Origin of the sequence: Solitalea lacus (assembly GCF_022014595.1) — a bacterium.
Taxonomy (GTDB): Bacteria; Bacteroidota; Bacteroidia; order Sphingobacteriales; family Sphingobacteriaceae; genus Solitalea; species Solitalea lacus.
Genome location: NZ_CP091740.1, coordinates 52,782 through 71,395, shown reverse-complemented (window position 1 = coordinate 71,395; position 18,614 = coordinate 52,782). Strand labels below are relative to the sequence as shown.

Annotated in this window: 20 protein-coding genes; 12 read left to right on the top strand and 8 right to left on the bottom strand. The window is 37.5% G+C overall.

Annotated elements, in window-relative coordinates:
- Positions 1–77: 77 nt before the first annotated feature.
- Entirely contained in the window at positions 78–755 is a 678-nt protein-coding gene (locus L2B55_RS00270; protein ID WP_237848125.1) for a GNAT family N-acetyltransferase, read from the bottom strand.
- Between the two features lie 566 nt (positions 756–1,321).
- On the opposite strand from L2B55_RS00270, the gene L2B55_RS00265 reads away from it, so the two are divergent.
- From L2B55_RS00265 to L2B55_RS00225, 9 genes are all read left to right on the top strand, one after another.
- Entirely contained in the window at positions 1,322–1,606 is a 285-nt protein-coding gene (locus L2B55_RS00265) for a hypothetical protein (RefSeq protein ID WP_237848123.1), read from the top strand.
- A gap of 192 nt (positions 1,607–1,798) precedes the next feature.
- Entirely contained in the window at positions 1,799–2,977 is a 1,179-nt protein-coding gene (locus L2B55_RS00260; RefSeq protein ID WP_237848121.1) for a DUF4407 domain-containing protein, read from the top strand.
- Between the two features lie 7 nt (positions 2,978–2,984).
- Positions 2,985–4,373 (top strand): M28 family metallopeptidase, encoded by a 1,389-nt coding sequence (locus L2B55_RS00255; protein WP_237848119.1) that lies wholly within the window; start codon positions 2,985–2,987, stop codon positions 4,371–4,373.
- A gap of 153 nt (positions 4,374–4,526) precedes the next feature.
- Positions 4,527–5,027 carry a CHRD domain-containing protein gene (locus L2B55_RS00250; RefSeq protein WP_237848117.1) on the top strand — a complete coding sequence of 167 codons (501 nt, stop codon included), beginning with the start codon at positions 4,527–4,529 and terminating at the stop codon, positions 5,025–5,027.
- A gap of 22 nt (positions 5,028–5,049) precedes the next feature.
- The gene (locus L2B55_RS00245; RefSeq protein WP_237848115.1) at positions 5,050–5,424 is read left to right on the top strand and encodes a hypothetical protein; all 375 of its coding nucleotides are present in this window, start codon (positions 5,050–5,052) and stop codon (positions 5,422–5,424) included.
- 7 nt (positions 5,425–5,431) lie between these two features.
- Positions 5,432–5,992, top strand: coding sequence for a YceI family protein (locus L2B55_RS00240; protein ID WP_237848113.1), 561 nt, complete (start codon positions 5,432–5,434; stop codon positions 5,990–5,992).
- Positions 5,993–6,007: 15 nt separating this feature from the next.
- Positions 6,008–6,985: a DUF5777 family beta-barrel protein gene (locus tag L2B55_RS00235; protein ID WP_237848111.1), complete on the top strand. Its 978-nt coding sequence runs from the start codon at positions 6,008–6,010 to the stop codon at positions 6,983–6,985.
- Between the two features lie 59 nt (positions 6,986–7,044).
- The gene (locus tag L2B55_RS00230; RefSeq protein ID WP_237848109.1) at positions 7,045–7,632 is read left to right on the top strand and encodes an RNA polymerase sigma factor; all 588 of its coding nucleotides are present in this window, start codon (positions 7,045–7,047) and stop codon (positions 7,630–7,632) included.
- Between the two features lie 34 nt (positions 7,633–7,666).
- The gene (locus L2B55_RS00225; RefSeq protein WP_237848106.1) at positions 7,667–8,860 is read left to right on the top strand and encodes a porin family protein; all 1,194 of its coding nucleotides are present in this window, start codon (positions 7,667–7,669) and stop codon (positions 8,858–8,860) included.
- Here the strand turns inward: L2B55_RS00225 and L2B55_RS00220 are convergent.
- The gene (locus tag L2B55_RS00220) at positions 8,857–9,348 is read right to left on the bottom strand and encodes a GNAT family N-acetyltransferase (RefSeq protein ID WP_237848104.1); all 492 of its coding nucleotides are present in this window, start codon (positions 9,346–9,348) and stop codon (positions 8,857–8,859) included. The genes L2B55_RS00225 and L2B55_RS00220 overlap by 4 nt on opposite strands.
- An 8-nt stretch (positions 9,349–9,356) precedes the next feature.
- Complete coding sequence (locus L2B55_RS00215; protein WP_237848101.1) at positions 9,357–9,938, bottom strand: thiamine pyrophosphokinase; 582 nt, start codon at positions 9,936–9,938, stop codon at positions 9,357–9,359.
- 142 nt (positions 9,939–10,080) lie between these two features.
- Here L2B55_RS00215 and L2B55_RS00210 point away from each other — a divergent pair, with 142 nt between their 5' ends.
- Positions 10,081–10,932, top strand: a complete 852-nt coding sequence (locus L2B55_RS00210; protein WP_237848100.1) for an alpha/beta hydrolase — start codon at positions 10,081–10,083, stop codon at positions 10,930–10,932.
- 23 nt (positions 10,933–10,955) lie between these two features.
- Positions 10,956–11,810 (top strand): alpha/beta hydrolase, encoded by an 855-nt coding sequence (locus L2B55_RS00205; protein WP_237848098.1) that lies wholly within the window; start codon positions 10,956–10,958, stop codon positions 11,808–11,810.
- 63 nt (positions 11,811–11,873) lie between these two features.
- Here L2B55_RS00205 and thiE read toward each other — a convergent pair whose 3' ends face one another.
- The 3 genes from thiE to L2B55_RS00190 form a co-directional block, all read right to left on the bottom strand.
- Positions 11,874–12,512: a thiamine phosphate synthase gene (thiE, locus tag L2B55_RS00200; protein ID WP_237848096.1), complete on the bottom strand. Its 639-nt coding sequence runs from the start codon at positions 12,510–12,512 to the stop codon at positions 11,874–11,876.
- Positions 12,513–12,519: 7 nt separating this feature from the next.
- Positions 12,520–13,020 (bottom strand): DinB family protein, encoded by a 501-nt coding sequence (locus tag L2B55_RS00195; protein ID WP_237848093.1) that lies wholly within the window; start codon positions 13,018–13,020, stop codon positions 12,520–12,522.
- A 146-nt stretch (positions 13,021–13,166) separates the two neighbouring features.
- Positions 13,167–15,635 (bottom strand): TonB-dependent receptor, encoded by a 2,469-nt coding sequence (locus L2B55_RS00190; RefSeq protein ID WP_237848091.1) that lies wholly within the window; start codon positions 15,633–15,635, stop codon positions 13,167–13,169.
- A 395-nt stretch (positions 15,636–16,030) separates the two neighbouring features.
- Between L2B55_RS00190 and L2B55_RS00185 the strand changes: the two genes are divergently transcribed.
- On the top strand, positions 16,031–17,353 hold the full coding sequence (locus tag L2B55_RS00185; RefSeq protein ID WP_237848089.1) for a S28 family serine protease: 1,323 nt from the start codon (positions 16,031–16,033) through the stop codon (positions 17,351–17,353).
- A gap of 142 nt (positions 17,354–17,495) precedes the next feature.
- Here L2B55_RS00185 and L2B55_RS00180 read toward each other — a convergent pair whose 3' ends face one another.
- Together L2B55_RS00180 and L2B55_RS00175 are read right to left on the bottom strand one after the other, a co-directional pair.
- Positions 17,496–17,969, bottom strand: coding sequence for a DinB family protein (locus L2B55_RS00180; protein ID WP_237848087.1), 474 nt, complete (start codon positions 17,967–17,969; stop codon positions 17,496–17,498).
- Positions 17,970–17,999: 30 nt separating this feature from the next.
- On the bottom strand, positions 18,000–18,554 hold the full coding sequence (locus L2B55_RS00175) for an AAA family ATPase (RefSeq protein ID WP_237848085.1): 555 nt from the start codon (positions 18,552–18,554) through the stop codon (positions 18,000–18,002).
- Positions 18,555–18,614: the final 60 nt, after the last annotated feature.

Sequence of the window (18,614 nt, the reverse complement as noted above, 5' to 3'; positions counted from 1 at the left end):
GAAGACATTTTCCGTGACCTTTTACCCTTTGTATGTTACTAATAGTGTTCATTATAATTGCTCAGCAACTGAGTGTATTAAAATCGATTTAAAAAGAAGGCTTGAAAAAGCTTGAATGAGCCTAATTTGCGCTCAATGCGCTCAAAAAGTTTGGCTTTATGCGTTACTTTTTCAAGATGCTCTGTAGGTTCTTCGGGTTTCTCTTCTTTAGTTTTCTCTGTCGGATCATACAACATAGCCGTGCATAGGCAGTTTTTACGGCCTTTGCTCATTAAAATATCATGATTTATACAGCTTTGACAACCCTTCCAAAACTCTTCGTCGGTGGTGAGCTCGGAATAAGTTACCGGTTCATACCCTAGTTCCGAATTAATTTTCATAACGGCCAATCCTGTTGTTAATCCGAAAATTTTAGCATCCGGGTATTTTTGGCGAGAAAGTTCAAATATTTTGTACTTAATAGCCTTTGCCAGGCCCACTTTTCTAAAAATAGGGTTTACGATCAAACCCGAGTTAGCCACAAACTGGCCATGGCTCCAAGTTTCAATGTAGCAGAAACCGGCCCAAGTTCCATCTTTGTGTAAGGCAATTACAGATTTGCCTTCGCACATCTTATCGGCAACGTAATTTGGAGAACGCTTGGCAATACCAGTTCCTCTGGCTTTAGCCGATTCGGCCATCTCCTCAACAATTTGCTCGGCATATGAAACGTGTTGCGCTGAGGCAACAATAATATCGAAATCAGAAAGTTCCACTTCTTCTAAAATGAAATGATTACAAAAAACAACTAAATCAAATGAAGCGAATACAATAATCAGCTTTTAGTATTTAGTTAATGTTAAATGCTCAGAAAAATTTGGGTGAGTTATGAACATCGCGTAGATGTTCTAGATTAAAATGGACGCATCAGCGTCGCGGGAAGTATGCAACCGGGGTTGGGTGAACAAAAACTACGCTCATAAGCGTAGAAAAAACCACTTCTTTCGAAGCGTTTATCATATCGGTTACGTATGATAAAAAGTGTTTTTTCATTTGTTTGAATCAGTTTTTTAGCTAACAGAAAATCGTTGTTAAGGCTAAATCTTTTATGATAAAGTTCTTGGTTCGGACTTTCTGTTTATCTATTTAATAAACAGTAAACTAAATTAGTTATAAATTTTTGCAAATATTCACATTTAATTCTGAAAATCGCAAGTAAAAAAAATAAAAATTACTAAAATGTTAATGCTATGACGTTTGGTTTCCTCTCTTGGCCTTTCCGTTTGGTTTTGGTAAATTTATAAATAATTGAAAATAAGGATATTAATTAAATTTATTTTCTATGAAAACCTTTTTCTTTGATACTCACAACGACCGTCAGTTCAACCGCGCTGCATGGATTATCTTAATTATTTGTGCAGCATTAGCCATTATGTTCCTTGCGTTAGGATTGTTCCCGCAATACAAATGGAATGTATTTATTGCCTATTTGGTTATGCTTCCAGGCTTGATTATTCGCGAGTGGTATAATTACGGACATAATGGATTTGCCTTTGCGATTACAGCATTATGGTTTGTTGGAGGTACCTTATATGTGATCTTTGCTTGGACGAGTTTCCTTAATTAGAAGTCAATTGCGTAGTTAATTTAGAAGTCATTTTTGTGTAGAGTTAATGACCCTGATTGACTATGATTTCTTATCAGATGATGAAAACGACTGGCTCTTCGCTCAGTCGTTTTCTCTTTCTGCAACAAAAATATTTCAGAAAATCTCCTGAAAAACAATGAGCTTTGTATTACCCACAACCATGTATAACAAATGAAAAAAATACAAAGCTTTTTCTGGTTCTGCTCAGGAGCAAATCAATCCGTTCTGAAGAAACATGCTACAGAATACAACAAATACTTTAGCATTGGAGCTACGGTTTTTTTTACGGCGGTCTTTGCGGCTCTTTCAGGCGGTTATGCATTATGGTTTGTGTTTTCCGGCAATTCGATGGCTGTTGTTTTTGCTATTGTTTTCGGGTTATTATGGGGATTGGCAATTTTCAACCTCGACAGGTATATTGTTTCCAGCATCAGTAAACATGGTTCGGCCTTTAAACAATTATTTCAGGCTTTACCACGATTAATCCTTGCCATTTTGGTGGCTGTGGTTATTGCACGACCCCTTGAGTTGAAAATTTTTGATAAAGAAATTCGCTCAAAACTGAAAGAGAATTATCTTTCTGATCAAAAGTCTAAAATTGATACCATCAACCTAAGTTTTGCAAAAAAATATACCATTGAGCTTAACAAACGGTCAGCCTTACAAAAGGAAGCTGACAGTTTGGATAAGGAAATAAAGCAATTGCGTTTTGTTCTCAACCAAGAGATTTTTGGAGATCGCACCAACCAAACTTCGGGAAAAATGGGATATGGACCTTATGCAAAAATGAAGGAAAGTGTAATTATTGAAAAGGAAAAACGTTTATCATTTTTAAGAGCTGAAGGGCTAAACCTTGATAGCCTGATTTCAGCCCGAAAAGAGGCAGATGGGCTTAACAGACAGGTGATTTTGGACGAAAAAGCCTTAGACAGTTTGGCAAACCTTGCAGGTTTTGCAGATCGTAACAGGGCTTTGGCACAGATTTCGGTGCTGAGAAATGGTAAAGACGACGGATCAACAGCTACAGCCGTCTTATTTATCAGTTTGCTGTTTGTAGCGTTTGAATGTTTGCCTGTAATAGTTAAATTGCTGACAGCAAAAGGACCCTATGACGAAGATATCTATGCTGTTGAAGCTGTTAAGATGAATGAGTTGTTGAAAGATGCAGAGAAATCTATACAGGCTCGTAATCAGCTACAAGACAATTTAATTGAACAGGAGATAACAAAGCAGGCCAGACTTGCAGAAGAACGATCGAATGCTGAAACTGCTACCGGATTGGTTGAAATCGAAAGTTGGAAAGAGAAAAAAATAGCTAACAATAAAGAATTTTATACAGACCAGACTTAAAAAATAAATGAAGCGAAACATTTTCATACTCTTAGCACTTTTAACAGCCAATATTGCATTTGCTCAAAAAGTTGACACTGCCTATAAAAAAATTACCAACTCAATAAATATTAAGGAAGGGGAGGTACACCAAATTATTTCTACCCTTGCAGCTGACTCCATGCTTGGGCGTGGGTTGTTCAATCGAGGAGCTGAAATAGCTGCAAATTTTATTGAAAAAGAATATAAACAAATCGGTCTTGAACCTTTAAAACTGCCCAGTATAAAGGGCTTCCGGCAAGGTTTTTCTTCTGTTAGGGTGCAATCATTAAAAGGTACTGTGAAAGTAGGCGACTCCATAATTGATAATAAAAAAGTTATCTACGTTTCAGACAAAGCAGATGTACATTGGCAAAATACAGATCCAGAAAAAACTAAGATTGAATACTTGGGGGCCAAGGATGATATTTTAAAACGTTTAAAGGAAATAGAAAGCTCAAAAAAAGATGCCATTATTTTGGTAGACGAACAGCTCGGGTTCTTCTTTAATAATTACAAGGCAAGGTTTAGAGGAGACCGATTTGAAAGTGACACCGCTGCGTTGGCAAAGGCATCGTATGTGTTTATTCTAACAAACCAAAAGGAATTGCCGAAATATGATATCTCTATTAAGTCCAATGTTAATCATGTTCCGTTGAGTAATATTATTGGGATGATACCAGGTACGAGCAAAAAAGACGAATACGTAATTTTCTCTGCACATTATGATAACGTTGGAACAATTGCACCTAACAAAGGCGATTCTATAGCCAACGGTGCTGATGAAAATGCCTCTGGTGTTACTGCGGTGTTGGCATTGGCTAAGTACTTTAAGGAGAAAGGAGATAATGAGCGGACCTTGTTATTTGTTAATTACGGAGCTGAAACTAATAATGCTGCAAGTTCAAAATTCTTTGCTAAGAATATTGACGCAAATCAGGTTGTCGCCGTTATTAATGTGGATGCGATTGGGAAGATGTCGAAATTTGGACCTCGCTCAGCATTTATTACCGGCTATGATAAAAGTGATTTAGGGAGTCATTTGACCGAAGCTGCCAACCATATTAAGTTCAAGTTTAAAGCTGATCCATACAAGGATAAAACATTGTTTTATCAAGCAGGCAACACAGCATTAGGTATGATGGGGGTGCCTGCTCATACATTTTCAACTATTCAAATTGATATTGATCGTTATTTCAATTCAGTTCGAGATGATATGAATACAATTGAGTTGGAAAATATGGTTGAAACAATTAAGGCCATTGCATATACTACTGATGATCTTGTAAAAGGGAAATTCACACCTGTGCGAATTTCTAATTATAAAGATGATCCGAGCAGTCCAAAGAATTTAAGAAGGGCACAAGTAAACAGGTAAAAAGCAACCGATAATAAAGCAGGGCCGGACGAGATATCGTTCGGCCCTGCTTTATTATTATGGAATAAAAACATTACAACTCAGGCAACCCAAATGAAATAGCATTCGTAACTATAATGTCAATTAAGTTTATCATCTTAAAAACTAATTTTCATGAAAAAGCTAGCATACAATTTTAAAAGCAGGTCAGGGGTATTTGCTTTTATACTTTTTACGAGTGCTGTCTTAATTCTGAATGCATGTAGTAGCAGTGATAATCCTGAACCCGGGAACGGGAACGTTCAGTACGCGGGAACATTCGCTAAGTCAAATGGCTCAGTGGTTACTACTGCAACCGGTAATGTGTCTGGGTCATTTAATCCGACAAATAATGAGTTGACCTACACAGTAAGCTGGAGCAATTTAACCAGCAATGTGGTTGATATGCACTTCCATGATAACGGTCCGATCATTATTCCGATTACAGGGTTTAGTACCGGAGTAACCGGTAGTTATTCTGGAAAAGCAACATTTACATCTCAACAGGTCGTAGATTTGATCGCAGGTCGTATTTATGTTCAAATTCACAGTGTGAATTTCCCCGGAGGAGAAGTGTTTGCTACACTAACCAAATCAAGTAGTGGCCCATCACCAAACCCAAATCCAGGTTATTAATAATAATTAGTAAAGCTGTCAGATGCAAAATACTATTTCTTGGGTGTTGGGTATATTATTTCTGCTGGAAGCATGCACTAGAATGGCTCCTGAAGTAGAACCTCCCACGGACAATACTGATTGTGTTCCTCAGTTTCCCGATCAAAAGGTTACGTATCAGAATTATGTTAAAAATATCGTTGCCCTGCATTGTACAAGGACTTGCCACAAAGGTGGGAATTCATTGGGAACAGGTAATTTTACTACCTACGCAGGACTTAAACACTTTGCAACCGATAGGTTCTATTTCAGGGTTATTCAGAATAATGCAGATATGCCACAAGGGAAAGCTCCTTTGCCAAAGTCAATAAGAGATTCGCTTAATGTATGGTTAAAAAACTGCGCTCCTGAAAACTAAAAACAAGATGAAGAAAGTTAAATTGATATTGCTTTTATTGCTTTTTTTTGCCGGTTCCACAAAAGCACAAAAGCAACTCATAAGCCGGAATGTCGTCATGAGCTTTTTCTCATCGGCTCCATTGGAAGATATTAAAGCTGAAAGTAAGTCTGGATATTCAATATTGGATACAGCCCAAAATACTTTATATTTTAAGATCGAAATCAGAACTTTTAAATTCAGAAAGGGAATGATGCAGGAACACTTTAATGAGAACTATATGGAGAGCGAGAAATATCCATACGCTGAATTTAAGGGTAAAATTATTGATCGGGTTAATTTTTTAACAGACGGAGAGTACAATGTAAAGGTGCAAGGTGATTTGTTGATTCATGGAGTAAAACAAAATTATCTGGTTAATGGGGTAATCTCAGTGAAGGATGGAGTTGTTTCAGGATCATCGACGTTCCCGGTTAAACTGAAAGATCATAAAATAAAAATACCAACGCTGGTCCTAAAAAATATTGCAGAAGTTGTAGATGTTACCATAAAAGTGATGTACGAAAATCCTAATCCGAAGAAAATATAGATATAGATATAGATAATGCAAATCATAACAAATAAACCGAAAGCCGTAACTTTAATACTAGTATTGATGTGTTTAAAAAGTTTAGGTGCGATGGCTCAGAAGGCTGATACTGCTTTTGCCAGTGATTCAATTTCAGGCAAAAATTTCCCCGTTATAGCCACTTTTAAATCGGGGCTGATTATTAACTGTCAGTCAAATGAAACGCTCCATAAACACGATCTTTTAGTCGACATTGCTCACCGATTCGGTGATATTGCCGGGGCCAATGGAGGGGTGCATAATTTCTATGGCTTGGATAATTCAACAGACATCTACATTTCGTTTAAATATGGTATTACTGACCGGTTTACAATTGGTGCAGGACGGGCAAAAGGTGCTCCTAATGGTGTAAACACATTTCAGAAAGAACTGTATAATCTGAGCTTAAAATATCGTTTGCTGCAACAAACAACTGATAATCGCATGCCAGTTTCAGTGACGTTATACGGCAATACGATAATTTGTGGTATGGAGCCGCTTGATCTGGCAACTTCTGATGCTGATTTTCAAAAATTTGGAGATCGACTAAGCTTTACGACACAAGCAATAATTTCCCGAAAGTTTAACTCAAATTTTTCTCTGGCACTACTACCAACATATATCCGCAGAAATTATGTCTCGTTCATGGATATGAATAATATGTTTGCTTTAGGAGTTGCAGGTAGGTTTAAGTTTACAAAGCGAATGGCTATTGTAGCAGATTATACTCATTCCTTCAGGAGTTCAGAAAGTAAAGACTACTATAAGAATGAAAATGATTTTACCTTTTATAATGCATTGGGAGTTGGACTTGAAATTGAAACCGGGGGACATGTATTCAATCTAAGTTTTACCAACTCGACGGCAATTCTGGAGTCGCAATTTGTGCCAAGTACCAGTTCTTCATGGACCAGTGGACAATTCCGTTGGGGATTTAATATTTCAAGAACCTTCACCCTTAAAAGGGATAAATAATATACTAATGATAAATGAAGGCAGGTATTGATAAAGCTTAAAGAGGCAAATAGTATTGCATGACTGATCAGCAGTTGAAGGTTTTAATTAATGGCTGTGTGAATAACAACCGGCAGAGTCAACGGATGCTTTATGAAACATTCTATGGCTTTGCTATGAGCATATGTTTGCGTTATGCGGGCAATAAATACGAGGCAGACGAAATAATTAATGAAGGTTTTTACAAGGTATTTATCAATATAAAAAAATATGATCAGTCTCGACCATTTAAGGCATGGTTAAGAACTATTATGCAGCATTCTTCAATTGATTATATCAGGGTAAATATTAAACGAGTCCTGGAGGATGATTACGAACAAGCTGCAATGGCAGAGGAAGCGCCGATGATAGAAGGGAAACTGGCTTATGAGGAATTGTTGATGCTGATTCAGCAATTGCCAGCAGCTTATCGTGCAGCATTTAACCTCTTTGTAATTGATGGGTATTCTCATGAAGAAATTGCGGCATTATTACATATTTCGGCGGGGACCTCAAAGTCTAATTTGTTTAAGGCTCGGATGAAATTGCAAAAAATGATATTGCAATATAATGAGGATGTAAATGGAACTACAGTAAATGCAGATTATTCACAAAATATGGATCATTGAATAGATCATAAATAAGATGAGATAAGATAACCAGATGAAAGAAAAAAAGTCTGTAGACGAATTATTGAAGCAAGGGCTTGAGCCAGATACTCCTGCTGTTTTCAATGAACAGCAATGGTACCTGCTTGAGAAACGGTTGGATAAGCATGATCGTAATAAAAGAACAATGCTTTGGCTTGGCGTTGCAGGGGGGATTGCTGCTTCATTGCTTTTGATACTTGGCTTGTTTAAACTTTTTACCCCTGATAATTTTCAGGAACCACGTATTGTAAAACAACAAAAGGTAGGTGATGGGAAAAGTGCCAGTTCGAATATACCTGGAAAAGGACAGATTAGTAGAGGCACTGCATCAAATACAACGAAAGAGGATAAGGAGCTTAATGTATCCAATTCGCAACAAGTTAAGCTTGGCACAAATGAACTTTTCTTATTGAAAACTGATAGCTCGAAAATAAACGAGCTTACAAACATAACTTCGATAAGCAATAAAACCGCATTGGTAGATACTGGAAAAAGTAAAAAGCCAGAAATGAGTTTGGGTAACGAAATGCAAAGTAATAGTATTTCTTCGATTGCTCAGAGCAGTTTTAAAGATGCTAAGAAAACCAGTGATTTTGGACGTTTTACATTCTCGGTTGGAGCAGCCCCTGCATTAAATGGAGTCAATTCATTTAAAGACGCAAGTTTCGGTGGAGATTTTGGAATTGGGGTTTCCATGAGTTTAAGTAAGCGATGGAGTGTGAGTACAGGAGCTGTTTATGCTAAAATGGTGTATTCAACAGGGTTCGAAAATTACAAGCCCTCTAATCCATTATCATTTAATTACTCACCTCAATCTATCGATGCTGATTGTCGTGTATTGGATATTCCGTTAAACCTTCATTATAAAGTGTTGGATAAGAACAAGAATAGGATAACCCTGGGAGCAGGTTTGTCATCGTACATTATGTTGAGAGAAGAATATAAATTTAATTACGCTTATTCATCACCCTCAGATCCTAAGTATTATGAGGTAAATAACCAAAACAAACACTGGTTTAGTGTGGCAAATTTTCAATTGCAATACGATCGTAAAATTAGTCCAACTACCTCAATTGGAATTCAACCTTTTGTAAAGGTTCCATTAGATGGTGTAGGGTATTCTCAAGTTAAGCTGCAATCGGTAGGGGTAGCTGTAAAATTTAATTTTGATTTGAACAAAAATAAGAAGACCACAAAAGGCAATTAAACGATTGGTCTGCGCATTACATAATCGTTTAGTACAAAATCTCCATACGGAATATCAACTTCCTGGCTTATTTCAAAGCCGATTTTTTCATAAAATACTTTAGCCTTATTATATCGGTTTACGTTTAATTCTAAAATTGATGCTCCTAATGTTTTGGCTTGTTCACTAACTGAGTCAATCAGAAATCTACCTACACCTTTTCCTTGAGTATCGGGCAATACATATAATTTATGAATTCTAACAATATCCTGCGCTGGTTGCGAGTATGAGGCAAAGCCTAATGCAATATCTCCTTCAAAGGCTAAAGCATATATATGTCCGTCATTTATTTGATTGGCAATAGCCTCGGCAGTATAATTATTGCTATACATGAACTCGATTTGAGCATCAGATATAATGCCTCTGTACGTTTGCTTCCAGGTACGGTCTGCAATAGAAATTATTTCAGGAATATCAGTTGTTGAGGCAATTTTGAAAATAAGTTTCATTAGTGGTCTTATGCTATTTGTTCAGCTACAAAAATAGGGGATTTAGATGTTGTGATTGTCACAATACCGTTGGTTATAGTTGTAAATGTTATATTGTTAAGGGCTTTGGCTCCTCTAATGGAGAAGTCATTTTCAGAGTTAAAATTTATGATTGTAATTGTTTCGCCCGAAGCATACCACTTATCAAGATGAGTTTTCACTGGAAAAATTTTGAGTTGATGATCAAACAAAACCAAATCTATCTTATCAATGTAATTTGCAAGCTGAGGTAGTAAAGTTGCCGGACCAATAATATTTACCGATGGATACTCTTCTTCAATAAGAAGTTCGAGAGCAGTTTCTATGGAATAAGGATTAAGTTCAATTATTCGGGTGAGTTCTTGAATTTCAGGTATATTTTTATCATTACGGGTAAACAAAACATCTATTTTAATGCCAGTAGATAACAGATAGTCATGCTCTTCTTCATACACAAAAACCGTTGGACTCCATTCCAATAGTTGTCCTAAATACTCTTCATTAAAGCCTTCGTTGCTGTAAATAATTAATGCTGGCTCCTGCTTCTCTCTGACTATATGATGTGATGACATAAATCCCAAATACAATTTTGATTAAATGAATAAAAAGGCCCTTCTAAAGTGTTTTATTTGGATTTTTTTATTAGAAAATCTTCTCCAAAACCAGGCAAATATGGAGCATTTTTTGTAAATTATTTATCTAAATCCGCTCTGTATGAAAACATCCTTACCTCTCCCTATTATTGCTTTTTTGTTGTCGGTCCTGAGCGCTTGCAGCAGTATAAGTCGTAACGAGACGTATACGGAAATGCCTTTGCAAATTCTTAAGAATTTGAAGTATGGAACCGATCCTTCACAAACATTTGATTTGCTTATGCCAGTTGAACGCACTGAAAAAACGAAGGTAATAATCTTTCTACATGGAGGCTCCTGGAAAAAGGGGGATAAATCAGATTATACCCCAGCTCTCCGATTGTTTGCCCAACGCGGTTTTGTTATTGTGAATATGAATTACCGATTGGCCGACAAAGATAAGAATAAGTTTCCGGCACAGATGGATGACATTACTTCAGCTATTCATATGTTGGAAAAGATGGCGAATGAATGGGGAATTCCTATGAATAGTATTGGCTTGGCAGGGCATAGCGCAGGAGCGCATTTGGCTTTATTGTACAGTTATAATTTTAATACCACCGGCAAAATAAAAGCTGTAGCCGCTTTAGCGCCGGTATCAGATTTGGTAGCAGCAGGCCGCTCAGCCAATAAAACCTATATAAGTCCTATTGTAAACTTTTTGGGTAAAAAGTTTACTCAAGATTCTACTTTGTGGGCAACAGCCAGTCCTTATTGGATGGCTACTTCTACTTCGGTTCCAACGATACTCTTTCATGGTACGATTGATAAAATAGTACCTTTTAGTCAAAGTGAGAAGTTGGATGAACGCTTAGAAAGTCTAAAAGTTCCAGCTAAATTGATTAAATACAATGCTGGTCATGTTTGGATGGGAAATGATTTGGCTAATACACGCGAAAACTTTATTAAATGGATGGATATGTACTTGCATTAGTCAGAAGCTTTAATTTTGGGTAAATGAGAATAATAAATAGGTTTTTGCTGCTTTTAATGTTTTCTGCATGTCTTAGCGCTTGTAAAAAAGATCTAATTGAACCTCCTGAGACATCGGGTCGAGAAGCGACTCAGTTTATTGATGTGGTTTACGGTAATGCTGCAGAGCAAAAGTATGATATCCATTTGCCCAAGGGCCGCAATGTGCAAACTAAGGTGATGGTGTTTTTACATGGGGGCAGTTGGCGAGATGAAGATAAGAGTCAGTATACCGAGATATTAAAGTATTTTGTTGATCAGGGGATTGCCGTTGTAAATATGAATTATCGTTTGGCAAAGGCTAGCGATGATAAATTTCCGGTACAGATGGATGATATCCGGATGGCTATTGATCATGTACTTGTAAATAGTGATCAATTTGTGGTATCGGATAATATTGCCTTGGTAGGTAGCAGTGCCGGGGGGCATTTAGCTTTATTATACGCCTATGCTTATGATGAGTTTAAAAATGTTAAAGCTGTAGCCGCTTTATCGGCCCCAACTGATTTTGTGCAGGCTGCTGGCTCAGGTAACAATCAGGCAATTGCGACCATACAATATTTTCTTGGTGTGTCATATTCCAATGACCCTGATCTTTGGAGGAATACTAGCCCATATTGGAAGGCCACATCTCAATCAGCGCCCACAATGTTGTTCGTGGGGGCAAAAGATGTGATTGTTCTTCCAATACAGAGTATTAGCTTGCAGCAGCGATTAAACAGCTTTGGAATAAAGAATGAATTGGTAAGTTATCCAAATGAAGGACATGTTTGGGGTGGAGCCAGTTTGGATGATACCCGAAAAAAGATAGTGGAATGGATGAATGAGAATATGGATTAAGTAGATAAGTGGTCGGACGTTAATGCTAATTACTTAATGTAACGCTCCGGCCACTTGCTATTTTTAATAAAGTTTATTGTAAATCTCTTTATACACTTCGGCTGGATCTTCTGCTTGATTAATCGCTGAACAAACCGCTACACCATGTATGCCGGTTTTCATCAAATCCTCAACATGCTCAGGTTTTATACCTCCTGCTGCAATTACAGGCAGGTCAATCCCTTCCTCGTTCATTTGTTCAATGATTGAACGATAGTCATCTAATGATAAATAATCTGTATTATACTTTATGGTTGAGGTTGGCTTATACGGGCCAAGGCCAACATAGTCAGCTCCAGAGTGATAAATAGCTTTTACTTGCTCAAAGTTATGGGCCGAACCTCCAATAATTTTGGTGTCGCCCAGAATCTCTCTAGCTTCAGCAACAGAAATATCTGCCATCTCAATATGTATTCCTTGAGTATCTTCAACAATTTCTACAACGTCTACATTTGAGCAAACTATTAGGGAAGTACCCCAATCATCGCAGATATTGGCAATCTGTCGAGCTTCTGCAATCCATTCTTCGGTTGAGCGTTTGTTCTTAGTTCTGTATTGAATCCATTTAGCTCCTGCCTGGCAGGCCATCTCAACTTGCTGTATGTGGCTGAAATGGTCCATGTCAAGAGTTAGGTAATGAAACTTTTCTATGTGTTTTTTCATCTATAGGTTATTTTGCGGCTGTCAATCCCATTAATGACCATTCTTCTTTTGCCGGGCCATAAACTCCAGTAACAATTAGTCCTGCCTGACGCATAAGTACAGTTAGCTGTCCGCGATGATGTGTTTGATGTAGTAATAGAACGGTGAGTACCTTTCCTTTGGTCCACTGCTCTCCGTACATTCCCACTACAGATTCAAGATCAGAATCCAGCCATTTTCCGCTTACTTGTTTAACGGCTTGTTCTGCAGTTTTCGAATAAGCAATTCTAAGTTCATCGGCTCTTGTAGGGGCTTCAGCGTCACCATCAAGCTCGTTGAGTTCCATGCCTGCCCGATTTAATATTTCGGGAACACTGGCTGCAATGTGCCATACCAATTGGTTCATGGCTCTGCCATCGTCATAGGATTTCTGATTTAAGGCTTGGTCTGTAATTTGGCGAAACAAGGTTTCAGTAATTTCAACTTCCAGGTTCCAGGCAGTAACAAAATCATCAATAGTTCTGAACATAATCGAGCAAATTTTAGAGTTATGAGCATCCAATTTAGTAAAAAACCTTTAGTGGCCAAATGCTTAACCAATACTTGTTGGTTTTTTTACAAGGAGTTAATGTTTAAAAGGAGGCTGCAAGGGAATGCAGGCCTCCTTTTAAAATATTAAAACTTAAGGTTGATTCCCACTAGTACATTAGTGCCTGATTGAGGGAAATAAAAGTTTTCTATAATTTGCTTTCCTCCTGAAATATAGCCCCAGGTATATCCATTGGCCTCATACTTTGCATTAAATAGATTATTTGCCATTAAAGTAAAGGCGAGATTCTTGATTCCTTTGAATTGTAAATTATAGCTTAATAATAAGTCAGTTACAAAGAAAGAGCCAAGAGAACGATTCGAACTTGAGGTATTATCAAGGTATTGTTTGCTCACGTATTTTCCGGACAGTCCAACGTTGAAATTTTTAAACGGAATGAAGTTAAATTGGGTTCCTGCAATGAAGTCAGGAGAATAGGCGATGTCGGTTCTTTTATAATAAATTTCATCTATTTCTTCAGTGTCATAATTAGTAACATACTCTGTAAAGTTTTTAACCTTATTGGTGCTCAAAGCAGCATTCAAATTCCAGGTTAAGAAGTTGGTAAGCTTAAAGCTGCCATCGAATTCCACTCCAGCGCGGTAACTATCAGGGGTGTTCACTCTTATAGCCTCTCCTACATCATTAATTTGTCCGGTTAGAATAAGCTGATCCCTGTATTTCATGTAATAGAAAATCAGACCCAAGTTGCGTGCTGAAGTTTGATTGCGGTAACCCAGTTCAATGTTGCTTAGTTTTTCGGCTTTAGGTCTACTTGTTGGAGTAGATTTGATGTACTCATCTCTTGAAGGCTCCTTGCCTGTATGGGCGTAGGAGATATAAGCATTGTTATAATCATCAAACTGATAATTAAAGCCAACTTTCGGATTAAAGAAATTTAATATTGCATTTTGCTGAACATTGTTTAATTCCTGGTCATAACCTAAAAATGAATAATTTATACGGCGGTATTGCAAATCTAAGAATGCATTTAACTGATTGTAGATTCTGTAATTTGCTTTGCTATAAATGTTAAAGTCGTTTTTGGCTGCATCGTTATCATAATATCGGTTGTCAGGATTGCTGTTTGACGCGTACTCTGCCCAAATTACTTTGCCGTAATGATTGCCTCTGTATCGATTATAAGCACCTCCGAAGGTTAAAGCAAGTTTATTCACTGGAATATACTCCAGCGAGAAAACGGTTCCATAGAAATCGTTGTTTAGCCATTTCTGGCGGATTAGGTTTGAATTGGTAATGGTTTCTCCTCCGATAACAACATTGTTTAACCCATAATCAGCAAGAGTAGCATTGTATTTATATTCTTCGTAATAACCTTCTCCATGTGTGTAATGTAGACCTAAGTTCAGATTCAAATTGTCACTTATTGCATGTGTATAGAACGCCTGGTAATGGTCCTGACGGTAATTATCTGTTTGATTATCGTAAGTAAAATAATTATAGGTTCTAGGGTTTGATTGGAACAAATTCAGTGAATCTTCTTTAGTGTTATACATTGCTCCGTCGTAACCGGTATTTCGGTCATAATGTTCTTGTAATAAGTTTTGGTCGCCAAAAAGCTTTGCTTCTGGTATACCATTCCAAGCCTGATAGGTTTTTTCTTTACCAGAAATCACGTTAAGTTTTAGCAAGCTTTTATTGCCGTAGTATCCACCTGAAAGAAAAAATGAACGAAGATTTGATGATCCGCGGTCAATAAAACCATTAGAGTTTATCATAGACAAGCGGCCATCAACTGCAAATTTGCCAATTAAACCAGTGCCCAATTTTAACGTATTTTTCACCGAGCCGAATGAACCGCCCGAACTAGCCACTTCGGCATAAGGTTTTTCATTTAAGGTATTGGTTTGTATGTTGATGCTGGCTCCAAATGCCCCAACTCCGTTTGTAGATGTTCCTATTCCTCGTTGAATCTGAATATTTTCAACCGATGAGGCGAAATCCGGTAAATTAACCAGGAATGTCCCTTGTGACTCAGCGTCATTTAAAGGGATTCCATTAATGGTGATGTTGGTACGAGAAGCATCACTTCCCCTAATCCGGATGCCGGTGTAGCCAATGCCATTACCTGCATCAGATGTTACCACTACTGCAGGAGTTTGATTTAAAAGGAAGGGTAAATCTTGACCTAAATTTTGCTTCTCAAGGTCTTGCTTAGAAATGTTTTTAAACGTTGTGCCTGTATTTGCTGTAGCTCGTGTCGAACGGACTACTACCTCCTCTGTAACTATATTTCTTCTCTCAAGTTTTATGTCAATAGTTTGGTCATTAGTTAAGTCTATTGGTTGGTCAATCGTTTGGTAACCTACGAATGAAATTTGAAGTAAATATTTTCCGTTTTTTACCTTTTTGAATTGAAAAGTTCCGGCAGCCGTTGTTTGTGTGCCAATTTGGGTTCCTTTAAGCGCAACACTTGCACCTGCTAATAACTGGTTTGATTGTTTGTCAGTTACTTTCCCACTCAACTGAAATTGAGCAATTGCCAATAATGGCGTTACCATGGCTACAATGGCCATTAGTAAAACTTTCTTCATTTTAAATTGATCTGTTTTGTTAAACACTGCAGAAGTAAAGGGTATACTTCTGTAACTCTACCTCCCTACGCCGGCATTATCCGTATCAGGTGCTCAATGCCCGATTTTTGAGTAATCTCTGCATCGATGGGTATAATCTCAGCCTGTTAGTTCTTAAAATGATCAAACTACTAAGGCACCCCTTAAGAATAGGGCAAAATTAAAGTTAATTTGAGAATGAACGAAATAACAAGGGTGCAAATTCAATCAGTATCATTGTAAACAGATGCTTAATGATGTATTGATGGTGTAATAATCGGGCATTAAGGTCAAAATCGTATTGGTTTGAAATAGAAAAACATCTACAGGGATAACCTTATTATTTTAGATTTGATGAGTATTAAATTTTTAGCCATATGATTAGACGAGTTATAGGGGGGGTAATCCTGTTTATCTCAGTTTGGGCTCAATTAGGTTATGCCCAGGAACAAGGGGTGTATGAAAAGTTGAAGCAGATTCCGGGGGTTGAAGTCCAAGTTGTAAATGGGAGTAAGCTTTTCAAGGAATATTTCATCCTCAATATTGAGCAACCTATTGATTTTAAAAAGCCCAAAGGGGCAAAATTCAAACAACGTGTATTTTTAGGGTTTAGAGATGCTAATGCTCCTACAGTTATAGAAACTGAAGGCTATGCTGGTGACCGGGCTGAGAATCCCAACTTTCAAAATGAACCGGCAAAGTTGCTCAACGGTAATATGGTTTTTGTAGAGCATCGTTACTTTAGTAAATCAACCCCAGCAAATCCCGATTGGACAACTTTAACCGTGGAACAAGCGGTGAATGACTATCACCGAATAAGAGAATTGCTGAGACCTGTTTTTACAGGTAAATGGATAGCTACCGGAATAAGTAAAGGTGGACAAATGAGTACCGCATACCGTGTCTTTTATCCTAATGATGTTAATGCAACCATTGCTTACGTTGCACCAATTAATTTGGAGCTGATTGATCCTCGTATCGAAAAGCATTTTTCAACTGTTGGAACTCAGGAAACAAGGGATAAATTAAGGGCGTTTCAGCAGGTATTGTTGGACAGAAAAAAGGAGCTTTTGCCTTATTTTGAAAAACTTTGGGCCGAGAAAAAGATAGAACTAAAGCCTTTCGATGCAGAAACGGTATTCGATTATGAGGTTTTAGAATATCCATTCTCTTTCTGGCAATGGGGGCATAAAGTTGATGATATTCCTGATGCAGGAGATGCTCCGGAGAAGGTGGCTGGTTATTTAGAGGGCCTTGTTGGTGGGAGCTATTTCACCAATGCTGAAATCGAAAAGACTGGACCTGCTTATTATATGTTTTTTCATGAGTTTGGTTATTATGATTATAAAACAGATTCGTTTAAAGGTAAATTAAAGCAAAGCTCATATCCTCTTAATGTTTTTGTTCCCAAAAACACTCAACCGTCGTTTGATTTAGGATATATTAACAAGCTGAAGAAATTTATTGCAAAAGGAGGAGAAGATAGAATGCTATTTGTTTATGGGGAGCTAGATCCATGGGGTGCAACTCAAATTAACCTGAATGGTAAAAAGGATAATTTGAAGATGGTAGTTGAAAATGGTTCGCATGCTGTTCGGATAAAGCATCTGTCGAATGATCAAAAGGAATTGGTTTACGCGGCCCTTAAGAAATGGGTTGGAGTGGATATTCCTGTTGAAACAGTTTTGCAAGGAAAGTAAGAACTTCTAATTCGAATGGAAAAGGGCATCAGGCTTAGAAATATATTGTAGCCGAGATGCCCTTTTCTGTTTTGTTTTGTAGAGTTAGGAATAAACTTTTTAAGAATTTCTATCCTTCAGTCTTTATCCTTCAAAGTTGCTGCTATACATTTTCTTTTATGGCTACGAGTCTCTTCAGTGCCATAATATAACCTAAATGAAGCCCTTCGTGATAAAGTAAAAAAGTGGTGGCATCTTCAATAGTACGTAGTTCGGTGCCATAACGCGTTGTCCAGGGGGTATAATTAGAAAGCAGCTGATTGTTATAATCTGCTTCAAACTGATCAATTGTGCCTAAAAGAAGATCTCTTGTTTTTTCGATTTCATCCGCACTGATAATTCCTTCAGGTTTCGATCCCGGCTTATAGCTGGAAAAGTAGCTTTCGTCAATAATCATTTTATTGTTTGAACGCAAATAACAAACACCCTGTTGTGCCGCAACAAGGTGACTAAGGTTCCAAGCGATGTTATTATTAAAGCCTGCAGGAACTTCGTTTAATTGTTCAATCGTTAAGTCTCCAATAAGGTCAAGTAAGCTTTTTCTTGTTTTTCTAAGCATTTCAAATTGTTCTTTCATACTGAATTGTAGTTTTATAGTGACGTATTTTTAAAAAACCTGACTGAAGGCAAGAATGGCATTGACTCCATTGTCAAAACGTTGTTGCCCCTGCCCCTTAATTATTGTATAGGTGGCCTTGATTGCTTCGAGTTCTTTTTTGTAAACCTCAAAGAAGAATTCCCGTTTTTCCGGAAAATTACGCAGAGGATCTTCTTCCCATGGGTTGTCGATGTCCATTAGTAGATAGTGGTCATAGTGTCTGTTTTTGATCTCCTCAACAACAAAATCAGGAGTGAATCCAAAAACTTCATCACACCAAATCTTAACTGTTAGGACAGTAACATCACAAATTAGGAGATTGTTTGCTTGTGGGATTAATTTTTCTTCGAGTGCCAGCTGGCCATAAAACATATTGATTTCATCCTCCATTGTACAATCTCTATCTAATCCTTCACAATATTCCCTTGCGTATTCGGGTACCCAAACGGTATTAAAGTAGGTGGCTAAATACTGAGCCATTGTTGACTTTCCTGTTGATTCGGGGCCAATAATTGCAAATTTCTTAATAGTTGATGGAGGATTGTGAGTTTTGAGCTGCATCATGCCCAAAGGTAATTGTTCATAATGATCAAAAGTAGGAGAGTATGAGAATAAGGAAATAAT